The following is a 25,893-nucleotide window of genomic DNA, read 5'->3' as shown; positions in this document are numbered from 1 at the left end:
GTCAGCGTGGGCGGGGACCAAGGCGCGGGCAGTCCGTGCACTCGGAGCGCTCTGGAAGGAGGTAGGTGAAGCAGCAGCTCTCGCGGCGGCGGCACCATGCGCGGCGGCCGTCCTCGCCCCGCGCCATGCGCAGCGTCGAGGCCGAGGTCAGCGGCGTGAACTTCGACTCGAGCACGAGTGCCGCGTCGGCGACGCCCGCGCCCTCGTCGCCCCCGTCGAGTCCCGCCCACCACAGGCAGGCGTCCAGCGCATCCGTGGCGCCCGCCCACAGCATGCGCGTGCTGAGCGGGCTCAGCGGTGCGTACGCGCGCACGAACCGTGCGGCGTGCGCCGTGTAGCGGGCCCTCAGCACCGCCGCGAGAGCGCGCTCGTCGGCCACGACGGTCGCCTCGGGCCGCCCGGCGCCGGGGTCGAAGGGCAGGCAGTAGAAAGAGGTGCCCAGTACCGCGACGCCGGTGGGATCGGGCCGCCCGCCGGGAGCGATCCGCACGCCGAGCTCCTCCGGCCGCAGCGACGGCACGCGCCGCTCGTGGTGCAGCAGGAGCGCACCCGCGTAGGCGGGCACCCGCAGGTACCAGGACATGACGTAGCTCGCCGTGGTGCGCGGTGGCGCGTCGCCGTACTCCTCGCGTAACCAGTCGGTCAGGGCGAGGCACCACGCGGCGAGCCGGCGCGGCTCGGCGAGCAGGTCCGAGCAACGCTGCCAGCCGTCGGCGGGCAGATCGGTGCGCAGTTCGACCCGGTCCTGGAGCCCGGCCACCCTCGTCAGCGAGCCCGACAGTGCGTCGAGCTCGGCCCGAGTGTGTCGAGCATCACGAAAGGACCGGTCAACGGTCACGCATCGCCTCCGTTTGCTCCATCCGAGTGTTAGGTCTGCCTTACCTTACCGCTGTCCGGGTGGTTCGCCAGTCGTGCTCCCCGTTCGTGGGAACATCGCGTGGCCCTGTTCGCGGTGAGCGGACAAGAATCTGCGACCGGAATCCCGGCGGGGCCCCCTGCGTTGTGCCAGACGTCAGCAGCCAGCAACAAACGGACTGTGTGTCAGGTCTTGGCCGGGCTCGAGGCCGATCAGGAGCCGACCTTGGGCGGGGTGCATTCCGCCGTAGTGGTAGGCCGACACGAGCGCTTGGCTACTACAGTGGTCTCACGGTGCCGAACTCATTGCCGGAAAAGTTCGTTGGTGATGAGATCGGGCCGCCGGCGCAGCAGTCGAGGGAGTGGGAATGTTCGAGAGGTTCACCGACCGCGCGAGGCGGGTGGTTGTCCTGGCCCAGGAAGAGGCCCGGATGCTCAACCACAACTACATCGGCACCGAACACATCCTCCTGGGCTTGATCCACGAGGGTGAAGGTGTCGCCGCCAAGGCGCTGGAGTCGCTGGGTATCGCGCTGGAGGGCGTCCGCCAGCAGGTCGAGGAGATCATCGGCCAGGGGCAGCAGGCCCCGAGCGGGCACATTCCCTTCACGCCGCGTGCCAAGAAGGTGCTGGAGCTGTCGCTGCGCGAGGCGCTGCAGCTCGGCCACAACTACATCGGCACGGAGCACATCCTGCTCGGCCTCATCCGCGAGGGTGAGGGCGTGGCGGCGCAGGTGCTCGTCAAGCTCGGCGCAGACCTCAACCGGGTTCGCCAGCAGGTGCTGCAGCTGCTCTCCGGCTACCAGGGCAAGGAGCCGGCCGAGGCGGGCGCAGGCCGTGGCGAAGGCACCCCGTCGTCCTCGCTCGTGCTCGACCAGTTCGGGCGGAACCTGACCGCGTCCGCGCGGGAGGGCAAGCTCGACCCGGTCATCGGCCGCGGCAAGGAGATCGAGCGCGTCATGCAGGTGCTGTCGCGCCGCACCAAGAACAACCCGGTCCTCATCGGCGAGCCCGGCGTCGGCAAGACCGCCGTCGTCGAGGGACTGGCCCAGAACATCGTCAAGGGCGAGGTGCCCGAGACGCTCAAGGACAAGCAGCTCTACACCCTCGACCTCGGGTCGCTGGTGGCGGGCTCCCGCTACCGCGGTGACTTCGAAGAGCGCCTCAAGAAGGTCCTCAAGGAGATCAAGACCCGCGGCGACATCATCCTGTTCATCGACGAGCTGCACACGCTCGTGGGTGCGGGCGCCGCCGAGGGCGCGATCGACGCGGCGAGCATCCTCAAGCCGATGCTGGCCCGTGGTGAGCTGCAGACGATCGGCGCGACCACGCTCGAGGAGTACCGCAAGTACATCGAGAAGGACGCCGCACTGGAGCGCCGCTTCCAGCCGATCCAGGTCGGCGAGCCGTCGCTCGAGCACACGATCGAGATCCTCAAGGGCCTGCGCGACCGGTACGAGGCGCACCACCGCGTCTCGATCACCGACTCGGCGCTGGTCGCGGCCGCCACGCTGGCCGACCGCTACATCAACGACCGGTTCCTGCCGGACAAGGCGATCGACCTGATCGACGAGGCCGGCGCCCGGATGCGCATCCGCCGCATGACCGCTCCGCCGGACCTGCGCGAGTTCGACGAGAAGATCGCCGACGTCCGCAGGGAGAAGGAGTCGGCCATCGACGCTCAGGACTTCGAGCGGGCCGCGCGCCTTCGCGACGAGGAGAAGACCCTCCTCGGCCAGAAGACCGAGCGGGAGAAGCAGTGGAAGGACGGCGACCTCGACGTCGTCGCCGAGGTCGACGACGAGCAGATCGCCGAGGTCCTCGCCAACTGGACCGGCATCCCGGTGTTCAAGCTCACCGAGGAGGAGACCACGCGTCTGCTCCGCATGGAGACCGAGCTGCACAAGCGGATCATCGGTCAGGAGGACGCGGTCAAGGCCGTGTCGCAGGCCATCCGCCGTACCCGCGCCGGCCTGAAGGACCCGAAGCGCCCGTCCGGTTCGTTCATCTTCGCCGGCCCGTCCGGTGTCGGTAAGACCGAGCTGTCCAAGGCGCTGGCGAACTTCCTGTTCGGCGAGGACGACGCGCTCATCCAGATCGACATGGGTGAGTTCCACGACCGCTACACCGCCTCGCGGCTGTTCGGTGCCCCTCCGGGCTACGTCGGCTACGAGGAGGGCGGCCAGCTCACCGAGAAGGTGCGCCGCAAGCCGTTCTCCGTGGTCCTCTTCGACGAGATCGAGAAGGCCCACCAGGAGATCTACAACACCCTCCTGCAGGTGCTGGAGGACGGCCGCCTCACCGACGGTCAGGGCCGCACGGTCGACTTCAAGAACACGGTGCTGATCTTCACCTCGAACCTGGGCACGCAGGACATCTCCAAGTCCGTGAGCCTCGGCTTCTCTTCCGGCAGCGACGAGGGATCGCGCTACGAGAAGATGAAGCAGAAGGTCAACGAGGAGATGAAGAAGCACTTCCGGCCGGAGTTCCTCAACCGCATCGACGACATCATCGTCTTCCACCAGCTCACGCAGGAGCAGATCATCGAGATGGTGGACCTGATGGTGACGCGGGTCGAGACCCAGCTGAAGGCCAAGGACATGGAGCTGGAGCTGACCGACCGGGCCAAGGCCCTGCTCGCGAAGCGCGGCTTCGACCCGGTGCTCGGTGCCCGTCCGCTGCGCCGCACCATCCAGCGGGAGATCGAGGACCAGCTGTCCGAGAAGATCCTGTTCGGTGAGGTGCAGCCCGGCCAGATCATCATCGTCGACGTCGAGGGCTGGGAGCCCGGCGACGACAAGGACGACAAGGCCAGGTTCGTCTTCCGCGGTGAGGCGAAGCCGATGGACGTGCCCGACGCTCCTCCGGTGAGCATCGCCGCCGCGGGCGGCGACGACGCCGGCGAGGCCGAGAAGGAGTAACCGCCGCAGACCGCTGCGACGCGAACGGCGCCCCCGCGCAAAGCGCGGGGGCGCCGTTTCGCGTGTGCAGGCGCGAGTCGTGCGTTCCCGTTCGCGAGTCGTGCGTTCCGGACCGCGAGTCGTGCGTTCCGGACCGCGAGTCGTGCGTTCGGGACCGCGAGTCGTGCGTTCGGGCGTCGGCGGACCCAGAGCCGCGCGTCCGGGAACGAAGCACTCGCCGTCGGGAGCGCACAACTCGCGGTCCGGAACGCAGAACTCGGCGTCCGGAGTGCACGACTCGCGGTCGGGAGTGCACGACTCGCGACAGGGGCGGGGCGCTGAGGGGGTTCAGTCGGCCTTGGGGGCCGAGCTCTGCACCACCTCGAACTCGAGCAGGCTCGCTCCGCTGGCCACCGGCTTGGCCCGCTCTCCGGCGTGCGCCTCCCGCGAGGGACCCTGGGCCCACGCCTGGAAATGCTCCTCGGTCTCCCACTTCGTGTAGACGAAGTAGCGGTTGTCCCCGGCGACAGGGCGCAGCAGCTCGAAGCCGAGGAACCCGGGCTGCGAGTCGACGGCGTGCAGTCGTGCGGCGAACCGCTTCTCCAGCTCGGGGCCAGCGCCCTCCGGAACCTCGATCGCGTTGATCTTCACAACAGCCATGTGCCCAGCCTAGAAGCTACCGGCGCAGCGAGCCGGGATAGAGGTGCTCGTCACCGGGCAGCTGGGTGCCGCGGAACCAGTCGGCGAAGAAGCCCTCCAGGTCCTGGCCCGCGATGTCGGCGACGAACCGCTCGAACTTCGGCCAGCTCGCGTTGCCCTCGCGGTGTTCGACCGGCCATTCCCGCAGCACCCGGTGGAACGCCTCGTCGCCGATCTGCCTGCGCAGCGCGTGCAACGCGAGGATGCCCTTGTCGTACACGCCTTCGAACTCGTGGCCCGCGCCCATGTCGTAGAGCCGCTGACCCCAGAACTCCCGGTCGTCGCGCAGCTGGTCGACCGCGCGCCGGTAGCGGGCGTCGAGGTCGTCGCCCTCCTTGCCCTCGGCCCACAGCCACTGCGAATAGCTCGCGAGACACTCGTTGAGGCAGATGTCGGCCCACGACTCCACCGACACCTCGTTGCCGTACCACTGGTGGGCCAGCTCGTGGACGATCGTCTCCAGGTCGGCCGACACCGTGTAGGTGGGCCTGCCCTGAGTCTCCAGCGAGTAGCCCACGTTCTCGCCGAGGTAGATGCCCCCGGCCGAGGTCGCCGGGTAGTCGCCGAACTTGCCGGAGAGGAACTCGATGATCTCGGGTACGCGCGCGGCGTCCTGGCGGATGCCCTCGGCGCCGGGGGCGAACGCGCTCAGCACCGGGGTTCCGTCGGGAAGCCGTCCCCGGTCGATCGTGAACCGGTCGATCGCGACCGTGGTGAGGTAGCTGGCGACGGGCTCGGACTCGACCCACGTGCTCGTGGTCCAGCCGTCCGCCGTCGAGGAACCTTCCTGGCGCCCGATCGACACCGCCGTCCAGTCCTGGGGCACGCGTGCGGTGAGCCGGAACGTCGCCTTGTCCCTCGGATGCTCGTTCACCGGATACCAGTAGGAGCCCGACTGCGGCTCGCCGAGCACGAACGCCCCGCCGGACTCGCTGCGCTGCCAGCCGTTGCCGCCAAGCTGGGCGCTCGACGCGTCCTGCGGTGTCCCCTCGTAGCGGACGCGCGCGGTGAACTCGCTGCCGTTGGTCAGCGGCTCGCCCGGCGTGATCACGAGCTCGAAGTCGCCCTGTCGCGCGAACTCCGCGCGCTCGCCGTCGACCTCCACGGAACGGATCCTGAAGCCGCGCAGGTCGAGGTTGAACGACTCGAGGTCCTGCGTGGCGCGTGCGGTGACGGTGGTGTCGCCGGTGAGGCGGCCGTTGGCGGGGTCGTAGCCGATCGACACGTCGTAGCCCGTCGCGTCGTAGCCGCCGTTGCCGTCGTCGGGGTAGTACGGGTCGCCGATGCCCGCCGCGCCGGGCGACGGGACGCCGGGGGTGGGCTGCGGCCGGGTCTGCTCGTCGGACCCGGGTGCGGTGCACGCGGCTAGGGTGCAGATCAGACCGAGGAGCAGGCCGGTCCGCGCGCGGCGGGAGATCATGGCGGGAGCCTACGCGCAGGGCCGGAAAGACGACGTGAACGAGGTGCCGATGCAGCCGAGGGACGGTGTGGTCGACTTCGGTGGCGAGGGGCCGCCCATCGTGTTGCTGCACGGGCTCATGGGCAGGGCGACGACGTGGTGGGGCGTCGCGAGGTGGCTCACGGCGTACGGGCACGTCGTCGGGCTCGACGCACGTGGCCACGGGCGGGCGAGGCGAACGGGAGAGTGGCGGACCGAGGAGTTCGTCGCCGACGTCGCCGAGCTGGTGACCGAGCTGGGCGAGGGGCCCGCGATCGTCATCGGCCACTCGATGGGCGGGCTACATGCGTGGGTGCTCGCCGCGACGCGGCCCGAGCTGGTGCGGGCCGTCGTGGTGGAGGACATGGCGCCCGACCAGCGCGGCCGCACCGTCGACGCGTGGCGGGGCCACTTCGAGTCGTGGCCGGTTCCGTTCCGTTCGCTCGCGCACGTCAGGGAGTTCTTCGGCAGCACGGGCGACTACTTCGCGGAGTGTGTCGAGGAGCGGGCCGACGGCTACCACCTGATGGCCAACCTCGAAGACCTGTACGAGATCGCGGCGGAATGGGGCCGCCGCGACTACTGGTCCTTTGTGGACAAGGTGGAGTGCCCGCTGCTGGTGATCGAGGCCGGTGACACGGCGATGCCGCCGGGACAGCAGGCGGAGCTGGCCGCGCGCGCCCCTGGCGGCGGCAGGCACGTCGTCGTGCCCGGCGCCGGGCACGTGGTGCACGACGACGCGCCCGAGCACTACCGGGGCGCGGTGGAAGCCTTCCTCTCGGAGGTGCTCGACCGCTAGCCACCGTCCGCAGTGAAGGCCACCATGCCTGCGTTGAACGCAGTGAAGGCCACCTTGACAGCATTGAACGCAGTGATGGTGGCCTTCACTGCGGTCAGCCGATGCGGGCCAGGTGGGTCTTGAGGGCCTGGCGGTTCGTGCCCTGCGCGAGCAGCGGCCAGATGTCGGCGCCGAGGAGTCCCCGCTCGTCGGCGTGCGCCGACGCGTAGCAGGTCGCCGTGGGCACTCCGTTGGCGGTGGCGAACGAGCTCACCGCGTCACGGGTCGCCGGGCCGAAAACGCCGTCCACCGCTACGTTCTCACCACGCGCCCGCAGCAGCCGCTGCGCCTCGCGCACCCGGTCACCCGTGTCGCCCTCGCTGAGCAACGGCCACTCCACGGGCTGGCGCGCACGCATGCCCAGCTCGGCGGCGACCGCCTCCCGCAGCTCCGGCAGCCGCGCGTAGAGGACGTCGCCGGGGCACTGCGTCGAGTTGAAGTCCCTGTGCCCCTTGATGAACTCGGTCGAGATGCCGTACTGGTCTGCCATGTAGGCCACGAGCTGCACCAGCGAGTCCCACAGCGCCTGCGGCACGTCGACCTCGGTGTAGAGGCCCTCGTTCTCGATGCCGATGACCTCGCTGTTGTGGTTGCCGACATTCGCGCCGAGCACGTGCTGCACGCCGCCGCGCAACACCTCGAGGCTGCGGTGCCTGCCCTCGGTGATGTGGCCGCCGCGGCTGTTGGTGAACTGCTGGCCCGAGTCGGCCCAGCCGCGCGTGTCCATGTGGAACGTCTGGATGTCGCGCGAGATCTGGAACGCGCGCTCGCGCGAGTAGTCCTCGGTGTTGCCGGGCTCCACGGTGTGGTGCACGACGATGTAGGTCGGCTTGCGGTCGAGCACCTCGATCGGGCTGCTCGGCGGCCGCGCTCCCCAGATGTCGGTTCCGTAGATCACCGGTTCGGCCACCTTGCGCGCGGAGGCGGCGGCGGGACCCGCCTGCCACGTGGCGACCGCGCCGACCGCGGTCGCGGCGATACCGCCCTTGATCAGCGCGCGCCGGTCGAACACTGGCTTGCCGGTCATCTCGATCTCCCCTCGATCGCAACGAGGGGAAACATTAACAAGATTCGCTTACGTGCTGTCAATGTTCGCCCGGCAGGGCGAACCTTCCGTCGGCCGTCTGCTCCACCAGCCCGTCGACCAGCAACGAGTCCAGGCAGCGGTCGCGCTGTCCCGCCTGCGACCACACGAGGTCGAGCCTTGCCTTCTCCACCGGCCCCGACGTCCCCCGCAGCACGTCCAGCAGGAGACCCCGTACGTGCCGGTCGGTGCCCGCGTACTTCTGCACGGGCTTGGCGGGTCCGGCGTAGGCGGGCCTGCCCGCGTGCTGCCACGCGCAGCCGTCGGTCACGGGGCAGTCCGCGCAGCGCGGGGAGCGCGCGGTGCAGACCAGCGCGCCCAGCTCCATCAGCGCCGCGGAGAGCCGGGCCGCGCGGGACTCGGAGCGTGGCAGCAGCGCCTCGACGTCGGCCATGTCGCGGGTGTTCGACGGCGGTCCCGCGTCGCCCGCACCGTGCACGGCCCTCGCGACGACCCTGCGGACGTTGGTGTCCACCACGGGCGCCCGTTTGCCGTAGGCGAACGCGGCGACGGCGCGGGCCGTGTAGGCGCCGATGCCCGGAAGCGAGAGCAGGGTGTCGACGTCGGAGGGAACCACGTCGCCGTGTTCGGTGGCGATGGCCGAGGCGGCGGCGTGCAGGCGCAGCGCGCGCCTCGGGTAACCGAGCTTGCCCCATGCGCGCAGCACCTCACCCTGGCTCGCGGCGGCGAGGTCGGACGGACGCGGCCAGCGGGCGAGCCATTCGTGCCAGATCGGTTCGACACGGGCGACCGGCGTCTGCTGGAGCATGATCTCGCTGACCAGCACGCCCCACGCCGTGCATTCGGGGCGCCGCCAGGGCAGGTCGCGGCCGACCGTGTCGAACCAGTCGATGAGGGTGTCGGTGTCGATGGGCATCGACGGAGACTCTAGTCAGGACACCTCGGAGAGCGCGCCCGTGTGCACGTCGTAGACGAAGCCCCGCACGATGTCCTTGTGGAGCAGGAAGGGGCTGGTCTGCACGCGCCGCACCGATTGGCGAACGCTGGCCTCTACGTCCCGGAACGCCTCGACGGCCCAGGTCGGCCGCAGCCCGCTGGCCTCCTCGAGCTCGTCCTTGAAGCTGTCCTCGGTCACCATGTTCAGCCCGCAGCTGGTGTGCTGCATGATCAGCACCTCACGGGTGCCGAGCTTGCGCTGGCTGAGCGCGAGCGAGCGGATCATGTCGTCGGTGACGACGCCGCCCGCGTTGCGCAGCACGTGCGACTCGCCCTGCAGCAGTCCGAACAGCTCGAACACGCGGATGCGTGCGTCCATGCACGTCAGGATCGCGACGTGCAGCGATGGGCTGGCCGACGAGCGGTCGCCGGGCACGATGTTGCCCAGTTCTTCGTTGCGCTTGAGCAGCAGGTCGATCGACGTCATGCGTTCAATGGAACGGGGCTGCCGTCCTTCGCACAACTCGGCCGGACGAACGTCACGTCGGTTACGGGCCGAACCAGCGTTCCTCGGCGGTGCGGGGCGGGGCGGACGTGGTGCCGACGCGCAGTTCGGTGGGCAGTGTGATCACCTTGGGTGCCACTCGGTCGGCGGCGCCGAGGAGCAGCCTGCCCGCCGACTTGCCCTTCTCCAGCACCGGCTGGTGCACGGTGGTCAGCCCGGCGCGCGTGGCCTCGGCGATGCCGTCGAAGCCGGTGATCGTGAGGTCGGCGGGTACGCGCAGGCCGCGCCGTCCCGCCTCGGCGAGCGCGCCGAGCGCGAGGATGTCCGAGGTGCAGATCAGCGCGGTCACGCGCGGGTGGGCGTCGAGCAGCTGGCGGGCCGCGGAGGCGCCGTCGTCGACGTTGTGCTCGAAGCGCTCCACCACCGGCACGCTCTCCCAGGCCACGCCCGCGGCCTCGAAGGTCCTCGCCAGCGCGGCGAGCCGGGTGCGCTGCACGTGGTAGTGCGCCTCCTGCTGGCGCGACATCGGCACGAAGTCGTCGTTGCGGTCGCGGGCCAGGCGCATGCACAACACGCCGACCTGCCGGTGGCCGAGTGCGACGAGGTGGTTGGCGAGGCTCACGGTGGCGGCCTCGTCGTCGGGTCCGACGCGGTCGACGCCCTCGACTTCGGGCTGGTCGACGATCACGGTGGGCACCGGGCGCTGGAGCACCGCGGCGAGGTGCGGGTCATCGTCGGGAACGGAGTAGACGACGAAGCCGTCGACGCCGGCGCGGTGCACGGCGGCGACGTCCTCCCTGCCGGGGCTCGCCGGAACGAGGTGCAGGCCGACGCCCGCGTCCTCGCACGCGAGCGCGAGACCCTCCAGCACGCCGACGGCGGCCGGGTCACGGAACGCGTACGAGAGGTTCTCGGTGAGCAGAAGACCCACCGCGCCCGCCTTGCGGGTACGCAGGGAGCGGGCCACCGGGTCGGGACCGGGGTAGCCGAGGCGCCTGGCTGTCTCCAGAACGCGTTTGCGCAGCTCGGGTGATAGCTGATCCGGCCGGTTGTAGGCGTTCGAGACCGTCGTCCTGGACACGCCCAGCTCGGCGGCAAGGGACGCCAGAGTCGCCTGCCGCCGGGTTCGCATCGGCCGGTTCATGAACAAACCGTAACGGTTCAGAAGCCAATGCAGAAGTTCTGCCCCGCGTCCGTCACATCTTGACGGTGAGTCGTGACGTCGGTCGCTGAGCTGTGTGTTCGTCACCGGTTAGGGTAAAGTTGAACCGACAATGGTTTCCATTATCCCTACCGACTGTCACCCACCACTGATGTTGACGGAGTGTGTTTGCCGATGAGCTCTCGCCGTGCCAGGCGCCTGTTCGCCACGACCTCGGTGCTCACAGCGCTGGCCCTTGGCCTCACCGCGTGCGGTGACGGCGGAGGAGGCAGCGGGCAGGCGAGCGAGGACGGCCGCATCTCCGTCGTCGCGTCGACGAACGTGTGGGGCAGCGTCGTGGAGGCGGTCGGCGGCGACCACGTCGACGTGAAGTCGATCGTCGAGGACCCCTCCGCAGACCCGCACTCGTACCAGGCCAGCGCCGAGGACGCCGCCGACGTGCAGGACGCCCAGCTGCTCGTCTACAACGGCGGCGGGTACGACGAGTTCTTCGAGCAGCTCGCGGGGCAGAACTCCGGCGGCGAGCCCGTGGTCGCCTTCGAGGGCGAGGGCCACGCGCACGGCGACGAGCACGCCGGGGAGCACGCAGGGGAGGGCGGCGAGGAGCACGGCCACGACCACGGCGAGGTGAATGAGCACGTCTGGTACGACCTGCACGTCGTCGCGGAGGTCGCCGACAAGGTCGCCGCCCGGCTCAGCGAGCTCGACGCGGGCGCCAAGCAGACCTTCACCGACAACGCCGAGGCGTTCAAGGCCGACCTCGACGAGCTGACCCAGCGCATCGAGAAGATCGGCACCGATCACCCCGGCACCAAGGTGGTCGCCACCGAACCGGTCGCGCACTACCTGCTCGAGTCCGCGGGCATCACCGACGCCACGCCGCACGACTACGCCGAAGCCATCGAGAACGAGACCGACGTGCCCGTCGCCGCACAGCAGCAGGTCACCGAGCTCGTGTCCGGCAAGCAGGTGCGGGCCGTCGTGAACAACTCCCAGACCGTCACGCCCGTGACCGAGAAGCTCGTCGGCACGGCGAAGGACGCCGGCGTGCCCGTCGTCGACGTGACCGAGACGCTGCCCGAGGGCACGACGGACTACATTGCCTGGATGAGCACGCAGGTGGACGCGTTGGCGGGAGCACTGGGTCAGTGAGTCGCGGAGTCGTCGAGATCGAGGGCGCGGGGCTGCGGTTCGGCGACCGGGTCCTGTGGTCGGGTCTCGACCTCGATGTCCAGCCCGGTGAGTTCCTGGCCGTGCTCGGTCCGAACGGCTCCGGCAAGACCAGCCTGCTGCGCGTGCTGCTCGGGCTCCAGTCGCTGAGCGCGGGCAAGGTCCGCGTGGTCGGCAGGTCGCCGGGCAGGGGCAACCGCAAGGTTGGCTACATCCCACAGCAGCGCGCGATGGACGAGCAGCTCACGCTGCGCGGCACCGATCTCGTCGGGCTCGGCCTCGACGGCGATCGCTGGGGCTTCGGCCTGCTCGGCGCGGGCAGGCGGCGGCGCCGGGTCGCGGAGCTCGTCGACTCGGTCGGCGCGGAGTCCTACGCCTCCTCGCCGGTCGGCAGGCTCTCCGGCGGCGAGCAGCAGCGGCTGCGGGTCGCGCAGGCGCTCATCGGCGAACCCGACGTCCTGCTGTGTGACGAGCCGCTGGCCTCGCTCGACCTCACCCACCAGCGCGTGGTGAGCGAGCTGATCGACCGGCGCAGGCGCGAGGCCGGCACCGCCGTGCTGTTCGTCACCCACGAGATCAATCCGATCCTGTCCTATGTGGATCGAGTGCTGTACCTGGTCAACGGCCAGTTCCGCATCGGCACGCCCGACGAGGTGATGAACTCGCGGACGCTGTCCGAGCTGTACCGCACGCGCGTGGAGGTGCTGCGGGTCGGCGGGCAGATCCACGTCGCCGGTGCGCAGAGCGCGCTGTGCGAGGACGAGGTGCACCATCACGTCGACGAGCGGGTGTCGTAACCGATCATGGACAAGCTGTTCGACTTCGAACTGACCGCGCGCCTGCTCGGCCTTGACTTCGTGCAGACGGCGCTGCTCGCCGCGGCCGTGCTCGGCCTCGTCGCGGGCACGCTCGGCCCGCTCATCGTGATGCGCCGGATGTCGTTCGCCGTGCACGGCACCGCCGAGCTGGCGTTCACCGGTGCGGCCGCGGCGCTGCTACTGGGCATCGGCGTGAGTTACGGCGCGCTGCTGGGCGCGGTGGTGGCCGCGCTGTTGCTCGGGTTGCTCGGCGGTCGCGAGTCCGAGCGCGACTCCGTGATCGGCGTGATCCTGTCCTTCGGGCTCGGCCTCGGCGTCCTCCTGCTGTGGTTCTACGAGGGCAGGGCGTCGAACAAGTTCGGCATCCTCGTCGGCCAGATCGTCGCCGTCGAGCCGCAGGACCTCACGGCGCTGCTGGTCGCGGCGGTCGTGGTGCTCGTGGTGCTGGGCCTGATCTACCGGCCGCTGCTGTTCGCGAGCGTCGATCCCGCCGTCGCGGTCGCCAAGGGCGTCCCGGTCGGCCTGCTGTCGCCGCTGTTCGCGGTGCTCGTCGGCATCGCGACCGCGCTGGGCGTGCAGATCGTCGGCGCGCTGCTGGTGGTGGCGCTCATGGTCACCCCGGCCGCCGCGGCGGCCAGGCTCACGGCCAGCCCGCTGCGGGCGACCGTGCTCGCCGTGGTGTTCGCGGAGGTCGCCGCGATCGGCGGCATCGTGCTCTCGCTCGCGCCGGGTGCGCCCGTGAGCTTCTTCGTCACCGCGATCTCGTTCACCATCTATCTGGTGTGCCGCGTGGTCGCCTACGTGCGGGGTCGCGAACGGCACGGTGCCGTCGACGCCGTCAGTGCAGCATCAGGAGTACCTGCAGCTCACCAACGATGAAGCCGATGACGCCACCGACGGCGATGAGCTTCCACTCGTCCTGCCGGAAGGCCGGCCGCAGCAGGCCCTCGTACTCCACCGGCGTCAGCTTCATCATCCGTTCTTCGACCATGTTGGCGACGTTCATCGCCTTGGTGAGGTAGCCCTCCGCGTGGGACACGGTGTCGGGCAGCCGCTCGATCGCCTTCGCCGCCGCTGCGCGCTTCATCTCCTCGAGCCGTCGCGTGCCGATGGCCACGGTGACCAGCGGCTTCGCGGCGCTGGTCTGCTCGTCGATCGCCTCGGCCACCATGCGCCGGATCATCGCCATCAGCCGGTCGGAGCGCGGGCCGCGCAGGATCGACTCCATCAGGTTCGGCACGGTCAGCACCTCGCGGGCGATCAGCTCGCCGTACTGCCGCGCCACCTCGGTGCGCCGCCGCTGGAACTTGCCCTGCACCGTGAAGCGGTGGAACACGCGGATCGGCTCGCGCGGCACGAAGATCAGCTTGATCGCGAGCCAGTCGGTGAAGAAGCCGATGCAGGCACCGAAGATCGGCATCACCAGCGGCTCCTTCGTCACCGCCCAGATAACCGACTGCACGATGCCGAGCACGAATCCGAAGTAGATGCCGGAGCGGGCGATGAACGCCATCTCGGGCCGGGACGTCTCGCGGATGAGCCGCACCAGCAGCGCCTTGTCCTGCGTCAGCCGCTGCACGGTCATGTGCTTGACGTCGAGCACGTCGTCGAGGTTCTCCCGTACCTCGTCCATGAGCTGCCCGACGAGCCGGGGTGAAGACGCCTGCAGCTGTTTGACGATCAGCTCCTGCGCCATCGGCGGCAGCCGGTCCCACATGCGCGGGTGGTACTCGGCGAGGACGTCGCGGGCGATGTCGTCGACGGCCCGCAGCAGCGGCTGCTCGATCTCGCGCGCGATCCGCCCCGAGTCGATCCGGTCGAACACGTCGCGAATATCGAGCAAATTCGCGGTGAGCAGATCGGTCGCGATGGCGGCCATGCGCCCGCCGTGCCGGGGAACGACGCCCTGCCAGCCGAGGAACGTCCCCCTGATTCCGGTCCACTCCAGCGGCCGGAACATCATCTCGATGGCGACCCGTTTGGTGACGTAGCCGATCAGCGCGGCGACGAACGGAATGGCCGCGTACAGCGGCCAGTGCCGGGCGATGTCGTCGAGGACCGCGTCCAATTCAGACGTCCCTCCCCACGTGGGCGCAGCGTTGCACGCACAGTATCGGGCCAGTCCAGAAAGCGTCCGTTTGGAGGTATGGGATTCCACCTGTGGACTCATTAAGGTTGCCGAATGGCAGAAGCCGGAGTACCTCCCAACCCCACCAGGTCCACCCAGTTCACCACGGTCTTCCGAGGCTACGACCAGGTACAGGTCGACGAGCACCTGAAGAAGCTGTCCACCGAGCTCAAGCGCACGGCCCGCAGCCGCGACGAGGCCACGGCGTCGGTCGCCGACCTCACCAAGGCGCTCAGCTACGCGCAGCAGGAGCTCACCGAGGCCAAGGCGGCGCTGACCCGCATGGTCGAGGACCCGTCAGGGCCCGCGGCCATGAGCGAGCGCGTCAAGACGATGATGCAGCTCGCCGAGGAGGAGATCGCCGACCTCCGCAAGAAGGCCGAGGAGGAGGCAGCGGCCACGCGCTCGGCCGCCGACGCCTACGCGGACAAGACCCGCGAGAAGGCCCGAGCCGACGCCGAGCAGCGGGCCGCCGAGGCCGAGCAGGAGCGCAACCGCCTCGACGCCGAGGCCAAGGAGCGCCGCACGGCCGCCGAGCGGAAGTCGCAGGAGAGCATCGCGGCCGCCGAGAAGGCATCCGCCGACAAGATCGCCAGCGCGGAGAAGGCGTCGGCCGAGAAGATCGCCGCCGCGGAGAAGAAGTCCGCCGAGGAGATCGCGGCCGCCGAGAAGAAGTCCGCGGAGAGCATCGCCGCGGCGGAGAAGGCGTCCGCCGAGAGCATCACGGCCAAGACCGCCGAGGCCGAGCGCCGTGCGGAGGAGCTCGTTTCCACCGCGAAGGCCCGCTCCGAGAAGATGATCGCCGAGGCCGAGAGCAAGCTCGCCGACGCCAACGCCAAGCGCACCGAGGCACTCGAACTGCGCAGTGTCGTCGCCGAGCGCCTCGCCGCGAGCCACACCGCACTGCGGGACGCCATCGAGCGGCTCGGCCCGTCGCCCGAGCCGGAGCAGGCGAGCAAGAAGAAGGAGCCCGCCACCCAGCCGGCCTGATCGAGGTCCACACCAGCACTTGGTCGGGTAGCTGCAGTGAAGGCCACCTTCACTGCGTTCAACGCAGTGAAGGTGGCCTTCACTGCAGTGGGGTGTGCCCTTGCGCGCTCCACTGTGGAATCGTCCACTCCGGACCGTCACGGGCGATCTCGCGCAGCGTCACCCAATGCTGCGGCTTGGTAACGATCGAGCTGCCGATGCGGGTTGAAGAGTGCAGTATTTCCGGGTGAACTCGGATGTCGCAGACAAAACATCGTTGCCCGTCGACTTCGCCGTCTACGGGCTCGACTGGGGTTTCCGGGGCCCTCGCTGGGTGGACTTCTTCGAAGGGGCCCCCGACGGCCGGCCGTGGGCGCTGTGGCTCGGGCATCGGCGGCAGGGGAGCGAGCACGGTGTCCGGATCGGCACGCTGCCGAGGCCGCGCTACGACGAGACCATGTGCCCCAACGGCGGTGACCCGCTCGCCGAGGTGGCCTTCGGCGGCGCGTTCGGCCTGGTCAACCTGACCCTTCCGGACGGGTCCGTGCCGCGCCCCGACGGGCTGATTCTCGCGCTCGTCGAGCACGCGGAGAAGCAGGCGAAGCGGTACGAGGAGTGGCCTCAGGTGACCTGGCGGGTCGAGGGCGAGCCGGTGCGGGCGCGGGTGTGGCACTTCGCGGGAGCGTGGGCCGGCTTCACCTCCGAGCTGCCCGACGCGTACGTGATCGCGATCGGCATCGGATTGCCGCCCGAGGAGACGCACCTGGTGCGAATCGACAAGACCGACTCGTACGGCACCGACTTCGGCGCGCCGCTGAGCCTCACGGAACTGGGCAAGCACAAGAGCAACCGGCCGGAGGCGTGGCTGCCGCCGCCGCAGCGCGACGCCTTCCACCCGGACCAGCTCGCGCTCGTGCCGGAGACCGGACATTGATCCGGGCATTGAGCCGTGAGGCCTAGTGACGTGGATCACTGACTCGATAGGGTCCCGGTATGGGACCAAGCGATGATGCCGAAGGCGGGCGTACGCAGAGCGTCACGTCGGCCCTGCTCTCCGGAAGTACCTATCGCGGGCTGGCCGAGCAGAAGCTGACGCCGGCCGAGGAACGGTTCGAAAGAGCGCGCAGAACGGTCGGCTTCGTTCTCGCGCCCCTGGTGACGATCGTCTTCCTGTTCGTGCCGACCGCGCTCGACTCCTCGCAGCAACAGCTCGCGGCCGTGTTGCTGGGCGTCGTGGTGCTCTGGGTGTGCGAGCCGGTGCCGATCCCGGTCGGCGGCCTCATCGGGGTCGCCGCGATCGTGATACTCGGCGTGCTGCCCGCCGACGACGTGCTGGCTCCGTTCGGTTCGTCGACGGTGTTCGTGTTCATCGGCGCGTTCATCCTGGCGCAGGCGATGTTGCGGCACGGGCTGGCACGCAGGTTCGCGTTCCGGATCCTGAGCCTGCCGGGCGTCGGCAAGAGCACGTGGCGCGTGATCGTGGCGCTCGGCGCCGTCACGTGCGTCATTTCGGCGTTCATCTCCAACACGGCGACGGTCGCGATGCTGCTGCCGACCGCGGTCGGCCTGCTGTCGGTGATCGCGGAGCTCATCCGTAGGCAGACACCGGAAGGGGAGAACTTCGATCCGCTGCGGCTGCGAGTGGGTATCGCGCTGATGCTCGTGCTCGCCTACGGTGCGAGCGTCGGCGGGCTGCTGACGCCGATCGGCTCGCCGCCGAACCTCATCGGCAGGGAGCTGATCGAGGAGGCGACCGGCGAGCGGATCTCCTTCCTGCAGTGGACGGTCATGGCCCTGCCCGTGTGCGTGCTGATGTTCGTGGTGCTCGCCGCGGTGCTGATCCTGCTGAACCGACCCGAGGTCAAGCGGCTCTCCGGCGTCGAGGAGTACGTCGCCGCCGAGCGGGAGAAGCTCGGCAAGCTCTCCCGCGCGGAGTGGAACACCCTCATCGCGTTCCTGGTCACCGTGGTGCTGTGGGTGACGCCGGGCATCGTCGCGCTCGTCGCGGGCGGCGACTCGGAGGCCTACGACATGATCAGCAACCGGCTCGACGAGGGCGTCGTGGCCGTGCTCGGCGCCGCGCTGCTGTTCCTGCTGCCGGTGAACTGGCCGGAGCGCAGGTTCACGCTCACGTGGACGGAGGCGGCGCGCATCGACTGGGGCACGGTGTTGCTCTTCGGCACGGGCATCATCTTCGGCACGCTGCTGCGGGACACGGGCCTCGCCGAGCGCGTCGGCACGGGTCTGGCCAACGCGCTCGGCTTCACGAGCAGCGTCACGCTGGTGATCTTCGCGGTGCTGCTGGCGATCGTGGTGTCGGAGACGACGTCCAACACCGCGTCGGCGGCGGTGGTGGTTCCGATCATCATCCCGATCGCCGAGGCCGCGGGGGTCAACCCGTTCATCCCGGCGCTGGCGGCGACGTTCGCGGCGTCGTTCGGCTTCATGCTGCCGGTGTCGACGCCGCAGAACGCGATCGTCTACGGGTCCGGAGCGGTGCCCATCACGAAGATGATCCGCTCCGGCGCGTTCTTCGACGTCGCGGGCGCGATCCTGATCGCACTCCTGATCCCGCTCATGGTCGCCGCTATCGGGCTGGGCGGCTGACGCGGTACCGCAGGTGGGTCACGGTGGGCGAGCCGATCACCTCGACGGGTTCCATGGCCAGCCCGTGGACCCCGTCGAGGAGTCGCTCACCGGCACCCATCGTCACGGGAACGAGATGAAGCCACAGCTCGTCGAGCAGACCGGCGGCCAGGTACTGGCGCACGGTGGCGGCCCCGCCCGCGATCTCCACGTCCTGCTCGCCCGCGGCCGCGCGAGCCTGCTCGAGTGCCGACTCGATGCCGTCGGTGACGAACGTGAACGTGGTGCCGCCCTGCATCTTCAGCGGCGCCCGCTCGTGGTGGGTCAGGACGAAGACAGGTGCGTGGTAGGGCGGCTCGTCACCCCACCACCCGGTCCAGCTCTGGTCCCAGGCGCCGCGCCCTGGCCCGAACATGTTGCGCCCCATGATGTGCGCGCCCGTGTTGGCGTGGATGTCGGAGAGCAGCTGCTTGTCGCGCTCGCGCCCCGGCAGGTCGGTCTCGAACATCCACGCGGTGAGGGCGTCCGCCCCGGTACCGAAGGGATTGTCGAGAGTCTGCCCGGGCCCGGCGGTGTAGCCGTCGAGCGAGACGGCGAGGTTGGCGGTCACGTTGTTGTTCATGCCGGGGTAGACCCGGGGGGCCGGGAAAACTCATCGGCGCCGCTCGCGCCGGTCATGCCCTAGCCGACAACCGACTCCGGCCATTTGCCGCCCGGAAGCGCGGTGTTGTCGGTCGTAATGCTGTCGATCTTTCGTTCGTCGGATACCGCGAGCATGAACCTGGACGCAACGTCGGTCAACTGGTCCACCATTTCGGCGAAGACCGCGGCAACCGCATCTGCCGCATCACCGATTGCCTCGGCGATGCCGACCAGGGTAGCCGCGGCGGCCGCTGCGCCCGCGTAATGGCCGACTATCACGCCGAGCTTGTCGACGAACTCGAGCATGTATTCGACGTTCCGCTGCGCGATGTCCATCAGCCATTCGCTGATCTTGTCCGCATTCTTCGAGACGTCGTCGATCGCAGCTTTCTGTTGTGTCGTTTTTTCGAGCAGGTATGCGCGGCCCGCGCCACCTCCCCAGCTGGACAGGTTCTGGTCGCGCCAGATCGTGACCTGCGGGGAGAGATTCGAGATGGGACTCTTGACGTTGTCGAGCCAGGCAAAGCTCTGCTTCATCAACGAGATCACCGGCAGTTGATGAGGCTCGGCCTCGTTGTACATCGCAACGAGATCGTCCTTCAGTTCCCCCAGCCTCTTGACGCCGACCTTGACGGCGGAGGACAGGATTTCGACGGCCATGCTCGTTTCGTTGTCGATTTGTGTGAAAAAATTCTGGATTTGCCCGATGGCGTCCTTGGCTTCGGAGAACGACTCGTTCCATGAGGTCTCCAGCTCCGCGAAGGTGGGTGGCATGGCTGACTCCTCGGTCGGTTGAGGTCGGAATGTTGACCAGGTGGTGAGCGGAGGAACAGGATTTACCCGTGTTGCTTCGCGGGCTTGTGGAACTCGTTGTTGATGGTCCAGATTTCGTTGAGGTCGAATTCGACCTCTTCCTCGGCCTGGTCGTACTTGTTGGCGGCCTTGATCAAGGCGTCCCCGATTTGCGGAAATTCCACCTCGGCGCCCTGAAGAACGGAATCCATGTAGGTGCGAACCTTCTCGTACGCCTGCTGATGGGTCTCCGGGGCCAGGTTGATCTCGATGCCCGCCGTGGGGGTCAGAACGAAGAAGGCGGTCCTCTCCAGGGTGGCACCCTGGATGAACGCTCGGGTCGTCTTCACCACCTCGGTGAACTCGTCCCACTTCGGTGCCTCGGCGCGCACCGCCGAGCTGATGACTTCGTAGCCAGGCATGTGAACCCTTTCCAAGTATTGGTTGTTTTCGTTGCCGGTCGGAGCCGTCAGTTCTCGGCCGTCAGATTCGCCGCGCGAAATGCCGCCATCGCGTCCTTGCGGAGCAGCTCGGTGCTCGCTGATCGCAACGCGGGCACCGCAGCGGTGACGCTGACCGGAATTCCGCGTTGCAGCTGGAAGGTGAGATATCCGTTCGGGCCGCGCACCTCTCGGTCGATCGGGTCGACCCTGGCTTCCGCGACGTACTCCTCGATGGCTTTCCGGCGCTGCTTGATCCGATCGAGTTTCGCCCGGATACCGGTGTACCAGTCAGCGGATGGGCCATCGTCGTCGTAATCGCGCAGGATCTTCGCTATGGCCTGGCTCGCCGGTCCCCGCGCGGCCCCGGAGCTTCCCGCCGTGGCCGCTGCCGAGATCGCCGTCTGCATGGCTTCCCGATACGCGTCGAGTAGCGCGTCGGCGAACTGCTCGGGAGCCAGCTTCTTGCGCCAACCCTCGTTGATGCTCACGCTGAGCACGAGTGCCTGGGGGTTCATCGCGATGTGAATGGAGCCCGTGGCGTCCGCGCCCTCGTAACGGCTCGCCAGGTCCACCTTCTGGTTCATCTCTCGTCACCTGCCTCGATGCGGTCCGCCGCTCACGCTGCTGCCCCCGGCGTGCCCGAACAAGGTCACCGGGCGGCCAAGAATGGCCGGTGCCCGTGAGCAGCGAGAACCCGCGGAGGGACGCTCGGCGAAGCGAGGGCCGAGGCCGCCGAGGAGCCTGCGTGTCCGCAGGCGTCAAAATTGCTGTTCGGCGAGCACCGGACTTCTGTCAACGCCGCTTGAATCCTGACCCGGTTGTTCCGGGTGAAGGTTGACCCACCCCGGGATGTTGCTAGTCGTTGGTCTTGGTGGCCGCTGGGACGCGGCCGAGGTCTCGGTCCTTGAGTCGATAGCTGTCTCCCTTCAGTGAGATGACTTCGGCGTGGTGGACGAGGCGGTCGATCATCGCGGCGGCGACGACGTCGTCGCCGAAGACTTCACCCCAGCGGCCGAAGGGCTTGTTGCTGGTGACGATCAGCGAGGCTCGTTCGTAGCGGCTGGACACCAGCTGGAAGAACAGGTTCGCGGCTTCGGCTTCGAAGGGGATGTAGCCGACCTCGTCGACGATGAGCAGCGGGATGCGGCCGAGCTTGACGAGCTCCTCTTGCAGCTTGCCAGCGTGGTGGGCGTCGGCCAGCCGGGCGACCCATTCGGCGGCGGTGGCGAAGGCGACACGGTGCCCGGCCTGGCAGGCCCGGATGCCTAATCCGATGGACAGGTGGGTCTTGCCGGTGCCGGGTGGGCCGAGGAAGACCACGTTGTCCTTGCCAGTGATGAAGTCCAGGGTGCCGAGGTGGGTGATGGTGTCCCGCTTGAGCGAGCGCTGGTGATCGAAGTCGAACTCCTCCAGCGATTTGCGCGACGGGAATCGGGCCGAGCGGATGCGGCCTTCGCCGCCGTGGGCTTCGCGGGCGGCGACCTCACGTTGCAGGCAGGCGGCCAGGAATTCCTCATAGGTCCAGGTCTCGGCGCGGGCCCGTTCGGCCAGCCGCTCCACCGACCCGGCCAGCGAGGGTGCCTTCAACGCCCGGGTCAGGTAGGCGATCTCGGATGCCACATTGCGGCCGTTGCCGTTGCTTGTCTTGCTGGCCATCACGCGACCCCCTCGGCACTGACCGGGGTGTCGGTGAGGCCGAACAGTCGGTCGTAGTCGGCCAGGCTGCGCTGCTCGACAGCGGTCTGCACCGGAGCGACAGCGACCAGTCGACGGGCCTGCCGTAGTTCGGCGGCCGCGGCGGCGTGCACCGGGTCGGTGATGCTTTGGTGATCGGCCCAGCAACGGGCATGCCGGGCGACCTCGACACCGGCGAGGGTGACCACGACCGCGTCGAGGTCGGCGCTGATCTCCACCCGGCGACCGACGGCGCTGGGGTGCACGGAGTAGTCGTTGGAGTCCAGCCGCACGTAGTGGTCGCGCGGGAGCCGGGTGGTGCTGCGCCACCCCACCACCGGGGCGACCGGCGGTAGCTCGAGCATCGCCGCCTTGTCGGCCTCCCAGCGGTCGATCGGGCGGCAGCCCAACCGACGGTGCTGCCGGGTGTTGGCCCGCACCAGCCAGTCCTCGAGCTGGGTGTTGAAATCGGCGGGGCTGGTGAAGGCGCGGCCGGGCAGGAACGAGGTCTCCAGATAGCCGTTGGCCCGCTCGACCAGTCCCTTGGCTTCCGGGTCTGCCGGGCGGCACTGGATCACCTTGATGCCGAGCGTTCCGCGGAAGGCGTTCATCGCTTCGGTCAGCTGCGGCTTGCCGCCGCGCCACTGCCCGACAGCGGCCTCGTTGTCCCACACCAGCGCCTTGGACACCCGGCCCCAGTCGCTGATCAGCGCCCAATGCCCGGCCAGCAGGTCCGGACTCTGCCGCGAGGGCAGCATCCGGGCGGCCATGATCCGCGAGTAGCCGGAGACCATGACCAACACCGGTGGGCGGCCCACCTGCCCGAATCTGAGCGGGATGTCCACAGGCGGGAACCACAGATCGCACTGCGCCAGTTCGCCCGGCTGGTATTCCGTGCGCGAGGCCGGATCGGTCGGTTTGAACAGCGGCCGCAGCTGCTGCACCCGCTCGAAGAACACCGTCTTCCCGCGCTGCCAGCCCACCCGCTCAAGGATCACCGTTGAGGGCATGTCCGGGAACTCCGCCAGCAGCGCCCGGATCTGCGGCTCCACCGCATCCACAATCGAGCCCTTCGCCGGCCGCTCGTACTTCGGAGGTGCGTGCGACGCGAGCGCCTTCCGCACCGTGTTCCTCGAGATCCCGAGCCGGCGGGCGATAGCCCGAACCGCCATCCCCTCCGCCCGATGCAACCGGCGAATCTCCGCCCAGTCCTCCACGTTCAGCACCTCATGATCGTCATGGGGTGGGTCAAAGTTCGCGCGGAACCAGAGGGTCAGTATTCAGCCGGAAGCGACAACTTCTCGAACGACGACGAACCGCGCCACAAGCAGATCGCAAGGAGTACCGCCGCCGGACGGCGAGAAGCTGCCCAGCGAGGCGCAGCTCTGCGAGATTCACAACGCCTCCGCCGCCATCGCCCGCGCCGCCGCACACGCCGGGCTCCCGCTCCGCTACGCCCGGCGGGCCGCGCGGACGGCCGCGCGCAGGTGGGTGCCAGCGCGCCGCCGCAGGCGACGAGACAGTTCCCCACCGCCCCGGACGCCGGATCGTCCAACGGCCGCCACACCGCGTCAGGCGGGAAAGCGTGCCTTGGCCCGGTGCAGCGGCCGCTGAGGAGGCTGCGTATCGGGACGATGGGGGAGGCGTGGCCGGAGGCCGCCAGGCCGTCTCCAGGCCGTCAGGCGGCGGGCAGGCGTGAGAACTCTCGAGAAAGATCGACAAACAACGCGCAGGTCAGGAGGGTATGCGAACGGGGCGACCCGAGGACCGGACCACCTGGGCGTCAGAACTGGTAGTACAGGAACGGGCTGAACGTGCCCGTCGCCACCAGGATCGCCGCGTAGGCGAGGCCCACCGTCATGATGCCGATCCGCAGCACCGTCGCCGGCCTGCTGCGCGCCGACTCCAGCAGCGGGCCCGTCACCGGGTGCGCCGGGAGGAAGAAGATCGCCGCCGCGCCCAGCAGGAGCACCAGGCGCTGATTCGTCAGCGACGCCTCGACGAGCTCCGAGAGGCCGTCGAAATCGGGCACCAGCATGTGCCCCAGCATCGTCACCGCGTGCGCCATGTCGGGCGAGCGGAACAGCACCCAGCCGAAGATCGCCAGCACCAGCGTCAGCGCCCGCCTCGCCGCGCGCGCCGCCGAATCCCTCGGCGCCTTGTCCCAGCCGCACGCGCGCTCGATGATCAGCAGCGCACCGTGGTAGACACCCCACACGACGAACGTCCACGCCGCCCCGTGCCAGAACCCCGTCAGCACGAACACGATGCACAGGTTCCGGTACGTCTTGCGCGCGCCCGCGCGGTTGCCGCCCAGCGGGATGTACACGTAGTCCCGGAACCACCGCGACAGCGACATGTGCCAGCGCCGCCAGAACTCCGTGATCGTCACCGACGAGTACGGCCGCGCGAAGTTCTCCGGGAGCCGGAAGCCCAGCATCCGGCCGAGCCCGATCGCCATGTCGGAGTAGCCGGAGAAGTCGAAGTAGAGCTGCAGCGTGTAGCCGATCGCGCCGAGCCACGCGATCGCGAACGTCATCTCGTCGGCGGGCGTCGCGAAGCACGCGTCCACCATCCGGGCCAGCGAGTCGGCGATCACGGCCTTCTTGACCAGGCCCAGCGCGAACCGGGGGAATCCGGCCGCGATGTCGTCGAACCGGTGCGAACGGTGCTGTGGCAGCTGGTCGGCGATCTCCCGGTACCGCACGATCGGGCCGGCCGCCAGCTGCGGGAACATCGAGATGTACGTCGCGAACGACACCGGGTTGCGCAGGGCGTGCCGCTCACCCCGGTAGATGTCGACGACGTACGAGATGTGGTGGAACGTGAAGAACGAGATCCCGATCGGCAGCGCCAGCTCCGCGATGGGGAAGTCGCCGCCGAACAGCTGCGCGAACCAGGCGATCTGCTCGGTCGCGAAGCCCGCGTACTTCCACACCAGCAGGATCGACAGGTCGAACGCGATCACGCCGATGAGCAGCCAGCGCCGCCGGTTGTCGGGCCGCATGCCCCATTCGTCGGGTTCCAGCGCGGGACCCGCCGCGAAGTTGATCGCCATGCACGCGAGCAGCAGCAGCGTGAACGACCCGGCGCCCGTCGCGTAGAAGATCAGGCTCGCCACCGCGACGATGCCGTTTCGCCAGCTCCGGGGGCACACCAGCACCGCGACGAGCACCGCGGGCATGAAGTACCACAGGAAGAGTGGCGACACGAACGACATCCGGTGGGACCCCCTGGGCACGATGCGGCAACGTGACCCTAACGGAGTAGGGAGCCCCGCGTGGTGAAGACCGCCGTCAAGTGGCCTCCGCCATGCCGGGCCCTAGACGCGGCCCTCGGCCCTCCGCCGCCTCGCGACCTCGGCGAGCAGCACGCTCGCGGCCACCGACGCGTTGAGTGACTCGACGCCGGGCGCCATCGGAATCGACACCGTCACGTCGCAGTTCTCCCGCACGAGCCGCGAGAGACCGCGCCCCTCGGAGCCCACGACGATCACCAGCGGATCCGTGGCGAGGTCGAGCGAGTCGATGTCGAGCGACGCGTCGGCGTCCAGCCCGGCGATCATGAGACCTTCGGAGGCCCACGCCTGCAGCTGCCGCGTCAGGTTCGTCGCCACCGCGACGGGCAGCCGCGCCGCAGTGCCGGCGCTGGTGCGCCACGCCACGGCCGTCATGCCCGCGCTGCGCCGGGCCGGAAGCAGCACGCCGTGCGCCCCGAACGCGGCCGCCGAGCGGATCACCGCGCCCAGGTTGCGCGGGTCGGTCACGCCGTCGAGCGCCACGATCAGCGGCGCCTCACCCGAGTCCCTCGCCATCGCCAGCAGGTCGTCCGGGTGGGTGTACTCGAACGGCGGCACCTGCAGGCCGAGGCCCTGGTGCACGGCGCCGCCGGTCCTGCGGTCGAGCTCGTCACGCGGCACCTCGAGGATCGAGATGCCCTTGTCGGCCGCCCGGTGCACGGCGTCCTTGACGCGGTCGTCGGCGTCGATGTTGAGCGCCACGTACAGCGCGGTCGCCGGCACGTCGGCTCGCAGCGCCTCGACCACCGGGTTGCGGCCCGCGATGATCTCGGGACCCTCGGCCTGCTTCTTGGCGACGTTGCGTTTCTTCTCGGCCCGTGCGGCGGCCGCGGCGGCCTTGCGCTGTGCCGGGTGCCCCTTCCGCTCCTCGGCCCTCGGCGTCGGGCCCTTGCCTTCGAGGCCCTTGCGCCGCTGGCCGCCGGAACCGACGACCTGGCCCTTCTTGGTGCCGGCCTTGCGAATCGCGCCGCGGCGCCGGGAGTTGCCTGCCATGT

General features: G+C 69.3%; 24 protein-coding genes. 8 read left to right on the top strand and 16 right to left on the bottom strand.

The window, feature by feature from the left end:
- Position 1 precedes the first annotated feature (1 nt).
- Positions 2-838 carry a (2Fe-2S)-binding protein gene (locus tag BA062_RS37230; protein WP_110343839.1) on the bottom strand — a complete coding sequence of 279 codons (837 nt, stop codon included), beginning with the start codon at positions 836-838 and terminating at the stop codon, positions 2-4.
- Positions 839-1,223: 385 nt separating this feature from the next.
- Here BA062_RS37230 and BA062_RS37225 point away from each other — a divergent pair, with 385 nt between their 5' ends.
- Positions 1,224-3,776 (top strand): ATP-dependent Clp protease ATP-binding subunit, encoded by a 2,553-nt coding sequence (locus BA062_RS37225; RefSeq protein WP_110343838.1) that lies wholly within the window; start codon positions 1,224-1,226, stop codon positions 3,774-3,776.
- A 327-nt stretch (positions 3,777-4,103) separates the two neighbouring features.
- Here the strand turns inward: BA062_RS37225 and BA062_RS37215 are convergent, their stop codons facing one another.
- Together BA062_RS37215 and BA062_RS37210 are read right to left on the bottom strand one after the other, a co-directional pair.
- A complete protein-coding gene (locus BA062_RS37215) occupies positions 4,104-4,415 on the bottom strand; it encodes an antibiotic biosynthesis monooxygenase family protein (protein ID WP_110343837.1) in 312 nt (103 codons plus the stop codon).
- 16 nt (positions 4,416-4,431) lie between these two features.
- A complete protein-coding gene (locus BA062_RS37210) occupies positions 4,432-5,874 on the bottom strand; it encodes a M1 family metallopeptidase (RefSeq protein WP_110343836.1) in 1,443 nt (480 codons plus the stop codon).
- 49 nt (positions 5,875-5,923) lie between these two features.
- Here BA062_RS37210 and BA062_RS37205 point away from each other — a divergent pair, with 49 nt between their 5' ends.
- Complete coding sequence (locus BA062_RS37205; RefSeq protein WP_110343868.1) at positions 5,924-6,691, top strand: alpha/beta fold hydrolase; 768 nt, start codon at positions 5,924-5,926, stop codon at positions 6,689-6,691.
- Positions 6,692-6,785: 94 nt separating this feature from the next.
- On the opposite strand, the gene BA062_RS37200 is transcribed toward BA062_RS37205, so the two are convergent.
- The 4 genes from BA062_RS37200 to BA062_RS37185 all read right to left on the bottom strand — a co-directional run bounded on the left by BA062_RS37200 (position 6,786) and on the right by BA062_RS37185 (position 10,360).
- Entirely contained in the window at positions 6,786-7,757 is a 972-nt protein-coding gene (locus tag BA062_RS37200) for a peptidoglycan recognition protein family protein (protein WP_110343835.1), read from the bottom strand.
- A 58-nt stretch (positions 7,758-7,815) separates the two neighbouring features.
- Positions 7,816-8,691, bottom strand: coding sequence for an HhH-GPD family protein (locus BA062_RS37195; RefSeq protein ID WP_110343834.1), 876 nt, complete (start codon positions 8,689-8,691; stop codon positions 7,816-7,818).
- A 15-nt stretch (positions 8,692-8,706) separates the two neighbouring features.
- Positions 8,707-9,198, bottom strand: coding sequence for a beta-class carbonic anhydrase (locus BA062_RS37190; protein WP_110343833.1), 492 nt, complete (start codon positions 9,196-9,198; stop codon positions 8,707-8,709).
- Between the two features lie 61 nt (positions 9,199-9,259).
- Positions 9,260-10,360 (bottom strand): LacI family DNA-binding transcriptional regulator, encoded by a 1,101-nt coding sequence (locus BA062_RS37185; protein WP_110343832.1) that lies wholly within the window; start codon positions 10,358-10,360, stop codon positions 9,260-9,262.
- 192 nt (positions 10,361-10,552) lie between these two features.
- On the opposite strand from BA062_RS37185, the gene BA062_RS37180 reads away from it, so the two are divergent.
- Genes BA062_RS37180 through BA062_RS37170 form a run of 3 tightly spaced genes read left to right on the top strand, consistent with a single transcriptional unit; the run spans position 10,553 to position 13,245 of the window.
- Positions 10,553-11,530, top strand: coding sequence for a metal ABC transporter solute-binding protein, Zn/Mn family (locus BA062_RS37180; protein WP_110343831.1), 978 nt, complete (start codon positions 10,553-10,555; stop codon positions 11,528-11,530).
- Positions 11,527-12,345, top strand: a complete 819-nt coding sequence (locus BA062_RS37175) for a metal ABC transporter ATP-binding protein (protein ID WP_110343830.1) — start codon at positions 11,527-11,529, stop codon at positions 12,343-12,345. Before BA062_RS37180 ends, BA062_RS37175 begins: the two co-directional genes overlap by 4 nt.
- A gap of 6 nt (positions 12,346-12,351) precedes the next feature.
- Positions 12,352-13,245: a metal ABC transporter permease gene (locus BA062_RS37170; RefSeq protein WP_110343829.1), complete on the top strand. Its 894-nt coding sequence runs from the start codon at positions 12,352-12,354 to the stop codon at positions 13,243-13,245.
- On the opposite strand, the gene BA062_RS37165 is transcribed toward BA062_RS37170, so the two are convergent.
- Positions 13,205-14,434, bottom strand: a complete 1,230-nt coding sequence (locus tag BA062_RS37165) for a DUF445 domain-containing protein (protein WP_110343828.1) — start codon at positions 14,432-14,434, stop codon at positions 13,205-13,207. The two genes, BA062_RS37170 and BA062_RS37165, sit on opposite strands and share 41 nt — an antisense overlap.
- A gap of 114 nt (positions 14,435-14,548) precedes the next feature.
- On the opposite strand from BA062_RS37165, the gene BA062_RS37160 reads away from it, so the two are divergent.
- The 3 genes from BA062_RS37160 to BA062_RS37150 all read left to right on the top strand — a co-directional run bounded on the left by BA062_RS37160 (position 14,549) and on the right by BA062_RS37150 (position 18,070).
- Positions 14,549-15,484: a DivIVA domain-containing protein gene (locus tag BA062_RS37160; protein WP_110343827.1), complete on the top strand. Its 936-nt coding sequence runs from the start codon at positions 14,549-14,551 to the stop codon at positions 15,482-15,484.
- Between the two features lie 256 nt (positions 15,485-15,740).
- Positions 15,741-16,397, top strand: a complete 657-nt coding sequence (locus tag BA062_RS37155) for a hypothetical protein (RefSeq protein WP_245960215.1) — start codon at positions 15,741-15,743, stop codon at positions 16,395-16,397.
- A 59-nt stretch (positions 16,398-16,456) separates the two neighbouring features.
- Positions 16,457-18,070: an SLC13 family permease gene (locus tag BA062_RS37150; protein ID WP_110343826.1), complete on the top strand. Its 1,614-nt coding sequence runs from the start codon at positions 16,457-16,459 to the stop codon at positions 18,068-18,070.
- On the opposite strand, the gene BA062_RS37145 is transcribed toward BA062_RS37150, so the two are convergent.
- From BA062_RS37145 to rlmB, 8 genes are all read right to left on the bottom strand, one after another.
- Positions 18,051-18,671: a dihydrofolate reductase family protein gene (locus BA062_RS37145; protein WP_110343825.1), complete on the bottom strand. Its 621-nt coding sequence runs from the start codon at positions 18,669-18,671 to the stop codon at positions 18,051-18,053. The two genes, BA062_RS37150 and BA062_RS37145, sit on opposite strands and share 20 nt — an antisense overlap.
- Positions 18,672-18,730: 59 nt before the next feature.
- On the bottom strand, positions 18,731-19,465 hold the full coding sequence (locus BA062_RS37140; protein ID WP_110343824.1) for a hypothetical protein: 735 nt from the start codon (positions 19,463-19,465) through the stop codon (positions 18,731-18,733).
- A 62-nt stretch (positions 19,466-19,527) separates the two neighbouring features.
- Positions 19,528-19,905, bottom strand: a complete 378-nt coding sequence (locus BA062_RS37135) for a hypothetical protein (RefSeq protein WP_110343823.1) — start codon at positions 19,903-19,905, stop codon at positions 19,528-19,530.
- A gap of 47 nt (positions 19,906-19,952) precedes the next feature.
- The gene (locus BA062_RS37130) at positions 19,953-20,510 is read right to left on the bottom strand and encodes a hypothetical protein (RefSeq protein ID WP_110343822.1); all 558 of its coding nucleotides are present in this window, start codon (positions 20,508-20,510) and stop codon (positions 19,953-19,955) included.
- Between the two features lie 271 nt (positions 20,511-20,781).
- The gene (gene istB / locus BA062_RS37125) at positions 20,782-21,582 is read right to left on the bottom strand and encodes an IS21-like element helper ATPase IstB (RefSeq protein ID WP_075849291.1); all 801 of its coding nucleotides are present in this window, start codon (positions 21,580-21,582) and stop codon (positions 20,782-20,784) included.
- Complete coding sequence (istA, locus tag BA062_RS37120; RefSeq protein WP_110343821.1) at positions 21,582-22,826, bottom strand: IS21 family transposase; 1,245 nt, start codon at positions 22,824-22,826, stop codon at positions 21,582-21,584. Before istA ends, istB begins: the two co-directional genes overlap by 1 nt.
- 557 nt (positions 22,827-23,383) lie before the next feature.
- Positions 23,384-24,820, bottom strand: coding sequence for an MBOAT family O-acyltransferase (locus tag BA062_RS37115; RefSeq protein WP_110343820.1), 1,437 nt, complete (start codon positions 24,818-24,820; stop codon positions 23,384-23,386).
- A 102-nt stretch (positions 24,821-24,922) separates the two neighbouring features.
- A complete protein-coding gene (gene rlmB / locus BA062_RS37110; protein WP_110343819.1) occupies positions 24,923-25,891 on the bottom strand; it encodes a 23S rRNA (guanosine(2251)-2'-O)-methyltransferase RlmB in 969 nt (322 codons plus the stop codon).
- Positions 25,892-25,893: the final 2 nt, after the last annotated feature.

This window comes from Prauserella flavalba, from assembly GCF_003202235.1.
Classification (GTDB): domain Bacteria; phylum Actinomycetota; class Actinomycetes; order Mycobacteriales; family Pseudonocardiaceae; genus Prauserella_A; species Prauserella_A flavalba.
Note: the sequence above shows the minus strand (reverse complement) of the source record. Positions and strands in the feature narration are given on the sequence as shown.